The organism is Candidatus Oscillochloris fontis (assembly GCF_004138135.1).
Classification (GTDB): domain Bacteria; phylum Chloroflexota; class Chloroflexia; order Chloroflexales; family Chloroflexaceae; genus Oscillochloris; species Oscillochloris fontis.
The window spans coordinates 21,772-39,312 of sequence record NZ_RYFD01000042.1 but is presented as its reverse complement, the minus strand read 5'-3'; the positions used below and the strand labels follow the sequence as shown (position 1 = coordinate 39,312).

The following is a 17,541-nucleotide window of genomic DNA, read 5'->3' as shown; positions in this document are numbered from 1 at the left end:
GTCGGTGGTTGCGGTGCCCATCCCGGTCAGATTGGTGACGGGGTTGCCCGCGCTGTCGAGCAGGCGCACGGTCACGTCTTCAATGCCGGCTTCGCCGCTGTCCATCAGCCCGTTGTTATTGGTGTCGTGCCAGACCCGGTTGCCCAGGCTGTAGGTCGGGGTGATGGTAATCAGGTAGTCCTCAACCTCACCGTCACTGGCCGGGCCAGTCGCGGTCAGGCTCGGATCACTGCTCAGGCGGAAGCGCGCACCCAGTTGGCTGCCCACCACCGCATCATTCGGTACATTGAAGGTGAGGGTCTGGTTGCCGGTGGTGCTATCGGGGATGGCCAGCGTGACCGTCTCCCCTGCGTCGGCAAAGTCGCCATCGCCGTTGAAGTCCATGAAGCCGTACAGGGTCGCGTCACGTCCGGTGGTGTTGGTGACATTCACGGTGACGTTGGCGGGCAACCCGGTGTAGAAGGTCGGGAAGCTGACGCCATCCTCGTCCGCACCGTCGCCATCAGCGGCAGCGCTGGGCTGGCCGTCAGTCTCGGTGTCCACCGTTGCGCCAATCTGGAGGCCGGTGGTCAGGCCGTGGCGCGGGCCATTGTTGGCGTTCAGGGTCGCATACGGCGCGGGCAAGTCGCCCCAGTCCAGCGGCACAAAGCCGAAGTCCACGTGCAGGTTAGAGTTCTCATCCAGGGTATTGGGGTTGTCAGTCTGCACCGGGTTGCCCATACCCGCCCCGGTCGTCACGCCTTGATCGATCTCACCCGTCGGGGCTGCGCCTGCATCCAGGATCACCGGGACGCTCTGCATCGTGGTCGGATTGACAATAACACCATTGTCGTCATTATCGAGCGCATTGGGTGTCCCCGCCTGTGCCGGGTCGCGGCTCGACTGGAGGCCGTTGGGGATCGCTACGCTAACAGAATAGGTTCCCTCGGCCAAGCCGGTGAAGAGGTAGCGCCCATTGGCGTCGGTCGCGGTGGTTTGCAGCACCGTGCCGTCACTGGCGAGCAGCCGCACGGTGACCCCGGTAATCCCCGCTTCATTGCCGTTGCGGATGCCGTCGTTGGCGGTACCACCACCGTTACCGTCATCCAGCCACACCAAGTTGCCCAGGCTCATCCCATAGAACCCGAAGTCCACGGTCTGGTTGTCGCTGCTATCCGGGCGATAGCTGGGGTTGGGGTCGCTGTCCGGGTTCTCACCGGTTAGCTGGTTCAGCGCCTCCACCGTCAGCGGCAGACTCAGCACGCCCCCATTGTAGAAGCCGCTGATCTGGAGTTGCCCGTTGTCATCGCCGTCAACATCCGGTGTTCCATCGGGATCGGCGGGCGCGGTCTCACTGCGGGCACCACTGAGGTCAATGGTCGTCCCGCTGCTGAAGAGGCCACGCAGTGCGCCCGTCAACTCGCTCGCCGGGATACCCACCACATAGGTGCCGGGGCGCAGCAGTTGCGCTGTCGCCAGCGGGTTACCGTCACTATCGGTCAGTTGGGTGAAGAGGTAGGTGCCATCAGCGGCAGTGAAGGCCACCGCCACCGGGCTGGTCTCGCCTGCCCCAATGCTGCCGTTGCCATCCGCATCGAAGAAGAGTTCGACGCGCACACCATTGATGCCTTGTTCGCCGACATCGAAGGTGCGGCTGTTATCCGTGTCGTACCAGACCCGATTACCGATACTCACCGGCTGGTAGAACCCGAAGTCCAGCGTGCGGTTCGAGCGGTCATTACGCGATTCCCCGACTTCCGGGTTGGTCGCCGGATCGTTGTCGGTGCTTGGTTCGGCGTTGCCACCGAGCGTCACCACGCCACTCTGGATGGCCCCAAGCACCGGGATGTCCAGGCCATTGTCGTTGCGGTCGCCGTCGCTATTGGGGTCAGTCTCCGCGCCGCTGCTGCTGACGTAGGTCACCAATGCACCAGTACCAGTAAAGTTGGTGTCTACGATCTCCACGATGTAGTCACCCGCCAGCAGGTTATCGAAGCGGTAGTAGCCGTTGGCGTCGGTATCCTGGTTGGCCACCAGATTACCTAGGATATCACGTGCCTGTGTCGTTCCATCGGCCTCGTAGAGCCGCACGGTGACATCTTCGATGCCGGTTTCGGTACCATCCATCAGCCCGTTGTTATTGGTGTCATGCCAGACCCGGTTGCCCAGCGAGTAGATCGGCACAAAGCCGAAATCCACGGTGCGGTTTGACTGAGCATCGGGCGCTTCGCTGCTGTCGAGCGGGTTGGTGACGGGGTCATTATCGCCAGTTGGCTCAAGGATGCCGCTCCCCTCACCCAACGTCACCACCGCGCTCCGGGTCGCCCCGGCCACCGAGGTGTCTAGGCCATTATCGTTGCTATCGCTGCCACCATCCGGGTCAGCCTCTTGGCCCGCCCCGGTGCTGCTGAAGTAGCCACGCAGCGGATTGTTATTGATGAAGTTGGCCGCCAACACCTCGACAATGTAGTCGCCTGCGGGCAGGTTGTCGAAGCGATAGTAGCCACCATTTATTGTGGTCTGATCGGCCACCTGCACACCGGTGATGTGGCTGGCGCGGGTAGTGCCATCGGCCATGTAGAGCCGCACAACGACCCCGTCCAGCCCGATCTCACCATTGTTCAACAGGCCATCATTGTCGAGGTCTTCCCAGACGCGGTTGCCCAGCGAATAGTCGCGCACGATACCAAAGTCAATCGTGGGATCGTCGCTACTGCCCGTGTTATTATCAACACTTGGCTCGCCCCCCGGCACCAACGTGAATTCATTACTCATCACCGTGGTGGCCGTCTGGTCACTCCCGATTCCGTTATCATCGTTATCGGTATTGCCGCTCGGCGTAGCGCTCTGCGCCGTATCGCGGGTACTCACATATCCCGTCGGCAGCTCGATCTGCACGCGGTAGTTTCCCCCAGGCAAGCGCCCGAAGCTGTAGTTGCCGGCAGGATCGGTCAGCATCCCGCCCGTGGCATCATCGCTGGTACCCAGCAACCCATCCGGGCCAACCGGGATCTCGGTGCTGCCATTCTGGGCAAACAGGCGCACGCGCACGTTGGCTATCCCCGACTCTGCTCCGTTACGGAGACCATCGGCGAGGGTTCCACTACCATTGTCGTCCCAGACGATATTGCCCACACTCGCCGTGTAGAACCCGAAGTCCACCGTCTGGTTGTCGCTGTTATCCGGGCGCTCGGCGGTATTCGGGTCAACGTCGGGGTTCTCGTTAATTGGCTCGCTGCCAGCCACAATCGTCACCGGCAGGCTCAGCACGCCGCCGTTGTAGAAGCCGCTGGTCTGGCGGGCACCATTGTCGTCCGTGTCGCTCGCATTGGTGTCGGGATCGGGCGGGCCGGTCTCGGTCAAGACTCCAGCGTTCGTCATCGTGACGCGGCTGCTGTAGTAACCGCGTAGCACACCCGCCACCGGCTCAAACTGGCTCGCCGGGATACCCACGCGGTAGGTGCCAGGGTTGAGTAGTTCTGAGTTGGTGTTGTTGCGGGTGGTGAAGAGGTAGGTGCCATCGGCAGCGGTGGTCGTCACCGCGACCGGGGTAGTTTCAGCCCCGCTGATACTCCCATCATTATTTGCATCATAGAAGAGTTCAACCTGCACCCCATTGATGCCTACTTCAGTTCCACCACGTGCATTATTATTGTTAGTGTCGTACCAGACCTGATTCCCGATACTGATCGGTCGGTAGAAGCCCGCGTCCCAGTTCGGATCATGTTGCCCCTCAACCAGTGTGGTGGTGCCCGTCGCCACACCCGTGCTGCGGTCGGCATCGCTATCGGCAGCAGCATCAGCCCCCTGATCCACCAGTGTAGAGATGTAGGTGGCCGGTTTGGTAAAACTGACGCTATAGGTACCGGGGATGAGATTATCAAAGCGATAGGCACCGGTGCCATCGGTCGTCGCGGTAATCGGATTACTCGCCGCATCAAGGACGGGGTTACCGCTGCCATCAAGCAGGCTCACGATGACACCCGTAATCCCCACTTCACCCGCATCCTGGATACCGTTCGCGTTCAGATCGTTCCAGACCCGATCCCCCAGGCTGGCCGGGCGGAAGAGGCCGAAGTCTACGGTCTGATTGCCGTTGGTACCGTCGCCATCATCAACAACCGGTGGCTCCAGATTGCGAGCCAGTGTGATCGGCAGGCTGGCCACGACACTACCGATGGTGGTACCGTCATCGCGGTTGTCCAGATCGTTGTCGGGATCGGCGATGCCCGCACCCTCATACGGGCCAGTGGCAACCCCATTAACGCCCGTGCTGCTGCGGTAGGCCGCGAGGCCACCAGTGGCCTCTAGCCGTCCACCAGCATTGAAGTTGCTGGCCGGTAGTACGACGATGTAGTTGCCGGGAATGAGGTCATCGAAGTTGTAGATACCATTGATACCGGTGGTGGTGGTATTGATCAGGCTGTCGCCCGCGTCGTAACTGCCATCACCATCGTCCATGTAGAGTTCAACCAGCACGTTATCCAGCAGCGGTTCGCCACTATCATAGATACCGTTATTATCCGTATCTTCCCACACCAAGTTGCCCAGGTTCAGGTTCTGGAAGAAACCCAGATCTAGGGTCAGGTTGGTGTTCGGGTCGGTGTCACCGTCATTAGTCGGTTCATAGCTGGGGTTGAGCGAGATCGCCCGTGTGAAGGTGTAACCATCCCCATGGTCGGTACCGTTATCGTCATTGTTGGTATTGTTGGCCGTAGGCGCACCGACGCCATCATCCGGGTCGGGGGCTGGCTCGTAGACATTAATACCGAGTCCATTTTGACCCGTGCTGCTGCGGTAGCGGTAGAGCGGCCCACCGCTGGCAAACTCGCTCGCCGGGATGACCACGAGGTAGTCGCCCTGCTCCAGCCGGGTGAAGAGGTAGTTGCCGGTGCCATTGGTGTCCTGGCTCACTACAAACGTGTCAGTACCTGCGTCGTAGGTGCCATTGCTGTTGGTGTCGTTGTAGAGATCAACCTGTACATTGGGAATCCCTGGCTCACCCACATCTGCGAGACCATCATTGTCAAGATCGTCCCAGATCAAGTTGCCCAAGCTCACCCGTGGGTAGATGCCCATGTCCCAGTCGGTGTCGTTATCGCCGTAGGTTAGCGTGAAGGTGCTGGTCTGGCCGGTGGTCTGGCTGGCGTCGCTGTTGGTCGCGGCGGTGCCACCTGCATTGGCCGGGCTTACTGCAAAGTCGGGTGAGATGTCGCCGAGATCGAAGATGACATAGTAGTCACCCGGATTCAGGTAGCTGAAGCTGTAGAGGCCGTTTGAATCCGTGTCTGTATGAGCGATCTCAGTGCCACCACTGTCATACAGCGTCACCGTAATTCCGGCTACACCCGTCGTCTCGCTCGCATCCTGCACCCCATTACCGTTGGTATCAATCCAGACCAAATCACCCATGCGGGCATGGTTGAAGAGGCCGAAGTCAATGCTCAGGTTGGAGCTATTGTTCGCCGCCGGGTCGGTTACGCCGGTGGGCATAACCAAGTCGCTCTCGGTGGTTGGCGCTGTGCCGACGTTGACCTGGAAGATCGGGCTGCTGACGGTATTCGCACCAGCCTGCTGGGTTCCATTGTCGTTGTTGTCAACTACATCGTTATCCGGGGCATCCGGGTCAAGCCCTGGCTCGTAGGGACCAGTCGCAACTCCGTTGGCACCACCTGTGCTGGAAACCCAATCGGCACCAGGGGTCGTCACGCGGATCTCGTAGTTGCCACCGCTGCGCAGTCCCCCGAAGAAGTAGTGGCCGTCGTTGCTGGTAAGGATTGTTTCCGCAGAGGTGTCAATGATGCCATCATTATCGGCATCATAGTAGAGAACGACGGTCAACCCATCAAAGCCCGTCTCAGTAGCATCTTTGATACCATCATTATCGTCATCGCGCCACACCAAGTTACCCACACTCAGGCTGTAGAAGCCGAAATCGAGCGCGAGGTTGCTGTTGCTGTTGGTGTCGCCGTCGTTGATCGGCTCGCCATTCAGGCTGAGCGTCACCGCGCCACTGCTTACCAGTGCCGTAGCGACACCACTACTTGGGCCGACGCCGTTGTCGTCATTATTCGTGTCGCCGGTGTCGGGGTCGGTGGCGCTATCGGTCGCTGCTCCACTGTCGCTGCTGCGGAAGTAGCGCAGCGCCCCACCCGCCCCAAAGTTGGTGGCTGGAATGACCACTACATAGTTGCCGGGGATGAGGTTGTCGAAGAGGTAGTTGCCGTTGACATCGGTTGTCGTCCAGGTGACGAGCGTGTCGGTACCAGCGGTGTAGACGTTATTGCTGTCAGTGTCGAGGTAGAGTTCTACCCTCACCCCGTTAATCCCGTTTTCCGTCCCGCTATCAAAGGTCTTATCGTTGTCCAGATCATTCCAGACCAGATTGCCCAGGCTGAGCGGACGGAAGAAGCCGAAGTCTACTGTCAGGTTGCCGTTGTTATCATCGGTATCAACCGCCACCAGCGGCTCATCCTGCGAGCGCAGCGTGACGGGAAGCGCCGCCACATCACTGCCGCTGGTGCTGCCGTTGTCATCATTGTTGGTGTTGTTATCTGGGTCGGGCGCGACTTGATACGTCCCCGTTGCACTCCCGTTGGTGCCGGTACTGCTGCGGTAGGCGGGACGATCTCCACTGGGTGCCAGCGCCCCGGCCCCGGTAAAGTTGATCGCCGGGATGGTGACGGTATAGATACCGGGCACGAGGTTGTCGAAGAGATACAACCCGTTACTATCAGTGGTATCAGTGAGGTTGACCGTATTTCCCGCGCCATCGGTGCCGGTGAGTACCACCTCGACATCTTCAATGCCGGTGGCCCCATCATCGGCGAGGCCATTGTTATTCAGATCATCCCAGACCAGATTGCCCAACCGTACTTTTTGGTAGAGGCCGGTATCCCAGGTCTGATCACTCTCGCCGGGGGTGAGCGTCGTGGTTGCGGTCCAGCCGGTGGCCGGATCAGCGTCGCTATCGGTGGCGGCGGTACCCGCCCCGGTGCGGCTATGGTAGTAGTCGGCGGGTGGCGTGAAGCCCACCCGGTAATCGCCAGGAGCCAGATTGGTGAACTGATAGGTGCCGCCGCCCGCCGTTACGGTGGTGATCGCTTGGGTTCCTAGTGCGACCGGGTCGCCGTCCACCGGGCTTCCGGCGCTATCCAGCAGCGTGACGGTAACACCATTGATGCCGGTCTCATCGCCGCCATCCTGAATCCCGTCGGCGTCACGGTCAAGCCAGACCAGATTACCCAATCGGGCCGGGCGGAAGAAGCCGAAGTCTACGGTCTGGTTGCCATTGAGACCATCAGTATCCACGCCACTAGGTGGCTCGCCACCATCACTCAACGTGACCATGAACGAGACAACATCACTCCCGATGGTTGTGCCGTCATCGTTGTTGTCCAGATCGTTCGCGCTGGGTGCCTCGTAGGGGCCAGTGGCACTGCCATTGATCCCGGTGCTGCTGCGGTAGGCGGCCATACCGCCACTCGCGGCTAGGGCGTTGGTTCCGCTAAAGTTGCTGGCCGGGATGATCACAAAGTAGTTGCCGCCGGCCAGATTCTCAAAGTTGTAGAGGCCACCGCCACTAGTGGTATCGGTTGTGATCAGGGTATCGCCCGCATCGTATGTATTGTCACCGTCGTCGCGGTAGAGTTGAACCGTGACATTATCAATGCCGCTCTCGCCACCATCAACTAGGCCATTGTTATTCAGGTCATTCCAGACCAGATTGCCTAGGCTGAGCGGGCGGAAGAAGCCGAAGTCCACCGTCAGGTTGCCGTTGTTGTCGTCGGTGTCAACCGCCACAAGTGGCTCATCCTGCGAGCGCAGTGTGATCGGCTGAGCCACCACGGCACTACCACTCAGGGTACCATTGTCGTTGTTGTCGGTGTTGTTGTCGGGGTCGGCGGCGGGTTCATAGGGGCCACTCAGGCTCCCGTTGGTGCCGCTACTGCTGACGTAGGCGGGCTGATTGCTGGTTGCGGCAAGTGCCCCTGCGCCACTGAAGTTGCTGGCCGGAATCGTCACCACATACTCGCCGGGCATAAGGTTCTCGAAGAGATACAACCCGTTGCTATCCGTGGTGTCAGTGAGGTTGACCAGATTTCCCAAGCCGTCGGTGCCGGTCAGCACCACATCGACATTCGGAATGCCGGTGGCACCATCATCGGCGAGGCCATTGTTATTCAGATCATGCCAGACCAAGTTGCCCAGCCGGAGGACGGAGTAGAACCCAGCATCCCAGGTCAGATCATTCTCACCACTGCGCAGTTCGGTGTCGGGCGTGCGCAGGGTGGTGGTGTCAATATCACTATCCAGAGTGTTATCCGTGCCACGATCCGGCGCACTGGCGCGATCATAGCCAGCGGGCATGGTGAACTCGACGTGGTAGTTACCGGGCACCAGATTCTGGAAGCGGTAGTAGCCGTTGCTATCGGTGGTGGTGTTCAGATCAACCGCCGCGCCGGTGCCATCGGTGCCCACCAAGCGCACGCTCACATTGGCAATCGGTGGCTCGCCCGCTTCCTGAACACCGTTGGCGTTGACATCATGCCAGACATAATCGCCAATGCTGGCCAACTCATACAGCCCCATATCGCGGGTCAGATCGGTGGCCGGGGTGGGGAAATCGGGGATGGTGTAACTACTATCGGCATCGCTATCCACGGCATCATCTGCGCCGCGATTCTCCGGGCTGCGCTGGTAGCCCGCCGGAATATTGCTAAAGACAATGTGGTAGGTGTCGGGGAAGAGACCCTCAAAGAGGTAGTTGCCATCCAGGTTGGTGTAGGTCACATCAACCAGATCGCCGCTATCGTTGTAGAGTTCAACCCGCACCCCCGCCACGCCGGGTGTCTCACCCACATCTATATTTCCATTGCCATTGACATCGGTATACACCCGCTCGTCAGGGTCTTGGATACCATTCGCATTGGCGTCCAGCCACACCACATCACCAACACTGATCACCGGGAAAATACCGGCATCCCAGGTGAGGTCGTCGGGTTGGCCGGAACTCAGGCTGATCATGCTGCTGACGCCGGTGATCTCGCCAAGGCCGGTGATCACTTGGAGGACATCACTATCTAGCGCGTTGTCACCGCCCTGATCGCGCTGGGTAAAGACATGATCGGCGGGGATGTCGCTAAAGACCACGTAGTAGTTACCGGGTGCTAGATCGGGGAAGAGGTAGTAACCGGGGTTGCCCAAGCCATCATTTTCGGTTGTGTCCGTACCCACGAACATGCCGTTGATGGTGTAGAGGCTAACCGTGACCCCATTCACGCCGTTGCTGGCCGGTTCATTCTGGATACCGTCGGCATTCGTATCAACCCAAACATAATTACCCAGCCCAACGGTGTTGTAGACGCCCATGTCCCAACTCATGTCGCTGGTGCTAGAGGGTAGCGTGATCAGCGGGGTGGTGCGTGTTGTTTGGTCGGCGTCGCTATTATTGTCACTATCCCCGCTTGGGCTGTTGGCCGGCGAGACATTGGTATAGCCGGGGGTTGCCCCAAAGACCACATAGTAGGTGCCGGGGGCGAGATTGTCGAAGCGGTAGTTCCCGTCCGCATCGGTGGTGTCCGGTGACCCCACCGCTACATCATCGCCACCACCAATCACCCCGTCCGGGCCGGGAGTGTAGAGGGTGACGACAACATTCTCAATCCCATCCTCGCCGGGGTCTTGTACACCATTCCCGTTCACATCATGCCAGACCCGGTCGCCCAGCGCTGAGGGCTGGAAGAGGCCGATATCCCAGGTCATGTCATTCTCACCGGGGATGAGTTCGGTCTGGATTGTGGTGAAGGTGACTGGCGCGGCATCCGAATCAGTGGCATCATTCCCACCCGCATCCTGCGGGCTTAGGATGTAGGTGTCTGGCAATAGGAAGCGCAGCGAATAGATCCCCGGTTCGAGGCCCGAAAAGTTGTAGATACCACTCGTATTGGTGACGGTGCTATCAATCGCGCTGCCGACCTGGTTATACAGGATGACCTGCACCCCCGGCACGCCATTGGTCTCGTTGGCATCCTGAACACCATCGGCATCCAGATCGAGCCAGGCCAGATTACTGATGCTGGCCGTCTGGTAGATACCGAAGTCCCAGGTAATATCGTTCTCACCCGTAGATAACTCGGTCGGAATGGTCTGGAAGGTTAAGAGGCTGGCATCCGAATCGATACCATCGTCTGCCCCTACGTTCTGGCCAGTCGGCTTGTAACCAGAGGGCATGACAAACTCGACATAGTACTCACGATCCGGGATCAGGCCGCTAAAGCTGTAATTACCACTACTGTTGGTGGTAGTGCTGGCAAGCGGGATGCTACTCCCCGGCTGGTAGAGCCGCACCGTCACATTTGGCACGCCACTCTCGCCGCCATCCTGAACCCCGTTGCGGTCATAGTCATTCCACACTCGGTCGCCAATACTGGCATAGGTGAAGATGCCCAGATCCCAGGTCGGGTCATTCTCACCGGGAAGGAGCGTGGTGATCGCTGTCTGCCCAGTTACCCGATCCGCATCGCTGTCAATGGTGTCATCAGTGCCGGTGTTGATCGGGCTGATCGCATAGCCAGCGGGCGGATTACTAAAGACCACATAGTAGTCGCCGGGGGGCAGGTTGCTAAAGCCGTAGATACCATCTTCACCGGCAACATTTGCGGTAACGGTACTGGTCACAAAGGTACCATCGGCACGGTAGAGCGAGGCCGTCACCCCATTGATGCCGGGTTCGCCCGCATCCTGAATTCCATCCCGATCCAGGTCGTCCCAGGCCCGGTTGCCCAAACTGGAAAGGGCTGCGACCAAACCGGCATCCCAACTCAGGTCGGTCTCATTCAGAACCAGTGTGGTAAGCACCGTGGTGCCGGTACCCGGATTGGCGTCCGAGTCGAGGCCCGTATCGCTGCCACTATTCAGGCTGGTGAAGGTGTGGCCACTCGGCAGGTCGCTGAAGCGCACCCGATAATCGCCGGGGGCAAGGTCGGCAAAGCCGTAGATGCCATCGGCATTGGTGGTGGTGGTCTTGAGCACGGTGCCAACGTCGTTGAGCAGTTCAACCGTAATCCCGGCCACGCCCAACTCACCAACATCCTGAACACCATCACTATCGGTATCAAACCAGACTCGATTACCCAGCGCGGCTCCACCAATCAGACCAAAGTCGAGGGTCTGGTTAGCATTACGATCATCACCATCAACAATGGTGTTCGGTTCGCCATTGGCGCTGAGGGTAATCGGTTGGCTGATGATCCGCGCACCCTGAGTAAAGCCATTATCGTCCTGGTCAATGTCAGTGTCGGGGTCGGGCGCGGGATCATTGCCGGTGCTGGTTCGCAGATCGCGCAGTGCGCCATCAAAGGCGAAGTTACTCGCCTCAAGGACGGCAATATAGCTTCCAGCCTCCAGATTACTAAACTGGTACCAACCGGGTTGACCGAGGTGGGTACTGGTGGTCGTGTCGCCCACATGTTCGCCGGGATCAGGCACCCCATCGTTGTTACTGTCGCGGTAGAGGCTGACCGTAACGCCATTGATGCCCGACTCGCCCGCACTCGGATCATAGCGCCCGTTATTATCTAGATCGCGCCAGACCAGATTGCCCAGTTGCAGGGTACCGGCGGTCACGATCAAGCCGGCGTCCCAGTTGGGATCGTACTGGTTGGCAAGCAGGGTGAAGGTCGCAGTCCGCCCATTAGCGGGGTTCGCATCACTATCGGCGGCATCATTGCCGCTATTTTGGTCGGTGAAGGTGAAGCCGCTCGGTGCGACAAACTCGACATAATAATTACCAGGGGTCAGGTTATCGAAGACATAGTAACCGGGCTGGCCAAAGGGATCGTTATGGGTGGTGGTGGTACCAACGAGGACACCGCCACTCGTATAGAGGCGCACCGTCACCCCATTGACGCCATCGCCGGGGGCTTCGTCTTGGAGACCATTAGCATTACGGTCAATCCAGACATAGTTACCCACGGCGGTGCTGGCGGTGACACCAGCGTCCCAGGTCAGATCAATCTCACCCGCTGCCAGGGTAGTAACCGCCGTCAGGCCAGTGGTCTGGTTCGCATCGGAGTCGGTGCCATCACCACCCTGATCAGCAATCGTGCGCCCATAGCCGAGCGGCGGGGTAAACTGGGCGTAGTAGTCGCCGGGTTCAAGGTAGCCGGGGTAACGCGGATCGGTGGACGGAAACGACTCGGAGAAGAGGTAGTAACCGGGATTACCGGCATCATCCGGCCCGGTAACTTTCGTACCAATGAAGGTATCACCCGCACTCGGGCCGGGGACACCATCATCATCAAGGAAGAGGTCTACGCGGGCACCATTGATACCGGGTTCGCCAGCATCTTGGATCCCATCCTTGTCGTTATCCAACCAGACATAATTGCCATACCCTGGAGGCTGGGACGCTTCACGCTTAATCCCGACGCGCGGTGGATCGGAGGAGAGCAGGTACTCGGTCGAATTGATCGCCCGTGCGCGGTAGCCAAACGAGTTCCATGCAATCAGGTTATGGTCGGGAGGGAAGGCGGGATCGCTATAGGGTGCCTGCATAGAGACGGTGAGCGTCACCGACTCTTCGGGCATGAGGATCAGATCGCCAAACTCAACCTTAAACGACTGCACCGTCGTAATATCAGCGGGTGGCGTGCTACTCCAGACCGGCGCGGTACAGCCAGGCGAGTCATCCGTTGGGTCAACACTCAGATCGGGGGCGCGGCAGGGGTTGGTCTGGGTGCTATAGAAGACACTCGCCCCGGAGGGAACCGTGATCGGTTCGGCCAGGAAGGGCCGCCATTCGGTGCCACGGTCTTGCTGAAAACTACGCACACCTACGTCACCCACCCAGGGCAAGATGTCGAGCAGGGTGATTTCCCCAATCGGGATGGTGCCCGTATTGGTGATCGTGAGTTGGTAGGTGGCACTTCCACCGGGCACGGTATAGCCAAACTCAGGATCGTAGGTCCACTTGGTATCGAGTTGGCCCATCACCAACTTGTGCGAGCCACTTTTGGCTGCCGCAGCGAGGCTGACGCTCGAAATCGTCGAGCTACAGATCTGCTCCTGGGTATTCCCGTCATTATCAAAGTCGTAGGTATCGGGGCTACTATCAGTACAACTATCAATCCAAATATCGCCGGGTTGGTTGCCCCAACCGGCGAGGTAGGCGGTATTACTGAGCGACTGCGCGGGGGTATAGGGCGCAATCTGGGCCTGGAACTCAATTTCGATTGTTTCACCCGGCGGCAGACTGTAGCTGTCCCATTGCCAGTTCAGCAATGTTTTCCCGGTACCGTTATAGTTTGGAATAAGCTCAAATGTAGGATCTGGTGTACCAACGGGCGCATGGATCATATCCTGGCTGCCCGCCACATAGAGCAGTTCGTTGATCAACAAGTCGGAGATCTGGGGGTTGATCAATGGCGTGGAGTTGTTATTGTTATTAACCAGGGTCAGGGTATAGGTGATAACATCGCCTGACTGTACCGTACTGGGATCGACCGCCTTACCGAGGGTTGGCCGCGCACCGGGATCAGAGTTATCCACCACGCGGGTACGGCGCTCGCTCGGGCGCAGGATCTCATAGCCATTGTAGCTATAGCGCGCATCGGCGGTATTGACAATAATCTGGTTGATTGGTGAACTGATCACCTCGGCAGTAAAGCCGTTATTGGTGGCCGCAAAGCCGTAGGGGAGTGCATCGAGGTAGGTATAGCGCAGGGCGGTAATCCGCTCACCCACACCGAGGGTGATGTCAGCACAACTGCCGCCGGTGTTAGGAACGATATTGAAACATGCGCCACTGGTAAAGGGTGAACCGGGCACCGGGTTCCATGTCGTCGTACCATCAATCTGATACTCAATCTGGAGCCGGATCACCGTAGGGGCTTGGTTATGGGTACCCGCCGTAATACGGGTCACTTCCAACTCAGCCGGGATCGGATCGGTAATCGTATGGCCCGCATCGAGCGGGCTGGTACCAGCATTGGTGGAGGTAAAGGTATAGGTGACAATATCCCCAATAGATGCCGAAGTCGGGCCATTCTTACTAAACCCAGGGTTCGGTGTCGGTGGCTGAATGAGCCGCAGATCAAAATCGCTCAGGAAGGCGGTTGCGCCATTGTTATAGGTGACATCGGCCTCCATGTCATTGCGGATCTCGTTACCAACATTAAAGGTAGCATCGGGGAAGCGCACCGTGACATCGTAGCCCACACAAGATTCACCCGCACTAACCATGATGTCCCGGTCAGCCCAGGTGATGGTGCCAGCACTGTAGACACCCCCACCCGTAGCACTCACAAACTCAGCCCCTGCGGGCAAGGTATCGCGGATGTCAAGATCGGTAACATCCACCACCCCAACCGTACCGGGTACACACACCTCAACCCGATAAACCGTATTGATATCGAGCACCCCACCCGACACAAAGCGCTTATCGGCGCGGGTGCGTGGTTCGGCGGTGGCGGTGAGGGTAAGCGGTTTGGAGGTGACCGGCGGGGCGCTGGTGCTGGTGGCCGAGGCACGCAGGGTAGCCGTGGCTCCATCGGGCGTGGCCCCGCGTGGGAAGCGCACCATCAGCGTAAATGTACCGGCACTACCAGGCGCAATATCATCAGTAAACGTCCATGTTGCCGTAGTAGGACTGTAGGTTGCGTCGGTATCGCCACTCAGATCGAGCACCTGCACATCCTGTACCAACTGGCTCAGTTCTGGTGGAATTGGCACCGAGACCACCACATCATCACAGGTGGTGTTATAGATGGACGAACAACTATAGTCCACCTTAATCACCGCCCAGTCGCCACTTCCCACCACCGGGGTGCTGGTACTAATGCGGACATCCAGCGTGCTGGTGGGTGCGGCGAGCGCGAGACCAACTGGCAGCAGCGTCAAGACAATGATTGCGATGAGGAACAATGAGATCGGCAGGGAATGTCGCATGCGAGGTGACATAGGTGCGCCTTACAGTTGGCTACTACTTACTTCGTTACCGCTATCACGAGTTTCCAAAGAGACAATGGGCCTTGCAGTATATGTGCCGAGTCTTACCAGAACGTATCGGTATGCGATGAAGAATGTTGGGCTATTCTACTATAGTTTGTAGACATTACATGCATGGAACCAACGGGTCTCACCCGTGGCGGAAAGGGCGTTGTCACCCTGAGGGGAGCCGAAGGCGATCCGAAGGACGCCGGTCGGGGATGCCGGATATGACGCCGGAACGCTAACCTGTGCAACTTTTTCCTTCGCATTACGAATGAATTGCTTTTATAGCTAAACTATCTTGTTATTCTGTCAATCTAAAACAAAAATAGGGCATTAAAACGGAATTCTTATCTGTCTCTCATAAATAAAATTTGACATATCATACCGAGTTTTTTAGTATCAAGCACTTGCACGGCTTTTGTAGATATTGAAGGTTTTGGATGGCTATGCTATACTCCGCCCACGATCAAATTGCCATAGAAATGCAAGCGACGCAGCGCTCCCCATCGCACACCATCCCCTTGTCTGGGGCGGTACGCTGTGATTCGGCGGTCTTGTGTACACTATCGCCTAGGACGGTGTTGTCTGGGGATGTCGAGTGTAGTGGTATGCAACACCACGGCGCTGCTATGGATCTTCATTCCCCCTCAACTGCACCTCTGGATTGTATCTTCATCATATATGTCATCAAGAAGAGAGGTTAGCTCGATGTCTGCTGTGCGGATTATCATCAAGACGATCCAACTAGCGATTACGCGGGTGGGGGCGGGTTGGATGTTTGCGCTGCTCACCTTCAACTTTAATCGCGTTGCGATTGGGGATCTCAAAGCGATTGCGGTGATTGTCACCTCCCTGATCGGCTTGCACCACTTCATCTCTTTCCTCTACCCCTACTGGGGGCGTCTTTCGGATCGGCATCCCATTCTGGGCTTCCGGCGTAGCCCCTACATTCTGCTCAGTGGGCTTTTGGCCTCGGTTCCGATGCTCTTCCTGCCCTCGATTGCGGTTGGTTTGGGCGAGCAGAGCCTTGTGGCGACGGTCGAAGCCTTCTTCTTGATCGGCTTCTTCGGGATGGCGATGGCCATGAATGGCAGTTCCTCCAACGCCCTGATTGCCGAGGTCATTCCTGAGAAGTCACGCGGTGGCGCGGTGGCGGTGGTGTGGGCGGCGGTGATCATTAGTGGGATTGGCTCTTCAATTGTCTCGCAGGTGATCATGCCCCACTATACGCCAGAGGCGATGCAGAGTCTGTATAACCTCACCCCGTTTGTGGTGTTGGGCACCATGTTTGTTGGCCTAATCGGGGTTGAGTCGCGTATCAGCAAGGAAGAACACGCCAAGTTGATGGCCGCCCAACCGGCTGAGACCGATTCGCCGCTGGGGACGTTGCGGGTGGCAGCGCGTATCATGGGTGAGAATACCCAGGCCCGTAACTTCTTCTTCTATGTGTTGCTGGGGATTATGGGCATCTTCTTGCAGGATGCCATCCTCGAACCGTTTGGCAAGCAGGTCTTTGATATGCCCCAGAAGCAGACGGCGGCCTTCCAGCAGGCATGGGGCGCTGGGGCGCTGTTGGGTATGTTCGGGATCGGTCTCTTCTCCAACTTTGTTCCGGTTGCCAAGAAGACGATTGCCTCGATTGGTGCGGTAGGGATTGCGATCGGGTTGGGGGTGATCGCTGTCTCTAGTTTCATCCATCAAGCTAGTTTGATCACCCCTGCTTTGTTGCTGATGGGTCTGGCGATTGGCTTCTTTAATGTCGGTAGCCTCTCGATGATGATGGAGATGACTATCGCAGGTCAGGCCGGGCTCTATATGGGCATGTGGGGCATGGCGCAGGGTCTGGGCAATGGGCTGGCTAATGTCGTTAGTGGGGCACTGGTGACGGTACTGATGGAGCAGATCGGTATTAGTTACCAAATCGGCTATGCCATGATCTTTGGCTTCGAGGCCATACTAATGGTTGGGGCTGTGCTTATCCTGCGCGGGGTGAGTGTGCAGGAGTTTAAGGGTCTGAGCCGCCGCGATGTCTCAACCGCACTTGCAATGGATACCGCAGGATAAGAGTTCTATGATGTACACCGAGGATCAACTCGCTCGTCGTGCCCGTTCCAAATGGACGAAGGTGCAGATCATTCTGGCACCCATCCAGTTTGTGGCCTTCCTGATTAGCTTTGGTTTGGTGATCTATTACCTCACCACTGGCCAGGGCTATTGGGCTGCGACGATCAGCATCTGGATCAAGATTACGTTGATCTGGGCCTTGACGATCACGGGCATGCTGTGGGAGTACGACATGTACGACCACTACTTTATGGCGAAGGAGTTCTTCTGGGAGGATCTCGGCAACCTGATCGCGATCATTACCCATAATGCCTACTTTGTCGCCCAGTGGATGGGGGCCGATGATCGCACCGTGATGTGGGTGATGGTCTTTGCCTATGTCTCTTACCTCTTCAATGCCGCACAGTTTCTCGTGCGTGGGGTTCGTTCCGCCCAACAGCGCAGTGCGCTCAAGCGGGCTGAGGCTGCGGCCACGTCAATGCAGAACTAGCAAGGACGGCACAC

Annotated in this window: 3 protein-coding genes; 2 read left to right on the top strand and 1 reads right to left on the bottom strand. The window is 58.1% G+C overall.

The window, feature by feature from the left end; all coding sequences use genetic code 11:
- The coding region (locus EKD03_RS14395) for an SdrD B-like domain-containing protein (protein ID WP_129632236.1) at nt 1–14,940 on the bottom strand (14,940 nt) is incomplete at its 3' end.
- A gap of 741 nt (nt 14,941–15,681) precedes the next feature.
- Between EKD03_RS14395 and EKD03_RS14390 the strand changes: the two genes are divergently transcribed.
- Both EKD03_RS14390 and bchF read left to right on the top strand, forming a co-directional pair.
- A complete protein-coding gene (locus tag EKD03_RS14390) occupies nt 15,682–17,037 on the top strand; it encodes a BCD family MFS transporter (protein WP_129632233.1) in 1,356 nt (451 codons plus the stop codon).
- Between the two features lie 7 nt (nt 17,038–17,044).
- A complete protein-coding gene (gene bchF / locus EKD03_RS14385) occupies nt 17,045–17,527 on the top strand; it encodes a 2-vinyl bacteriochlorophyllide hydratase (RefSeq protein WP_238613533.1) in 483 nt (160 codons plus the stop codon).
- Nucleotides 17,528–17,541: the final 14 nt, after the last annotated feature.

Bases quoted from the DNA above. Each gene is read 5' to 3' on its own strand.
- EKD03_RS14390 (WP_129632233.1), top strand. From the start codon at position 15,682: ATGTCTGCTGTGCGGATTATCATCAAGACGATCCAACTAGCGATTACG.
- bchF (WP_238613533.1), top strand. From the start codon at position 17,045: ATGATGTACACCGAGGATCAACTCGCTCGTCGTGCCCGTTCCAAATGG.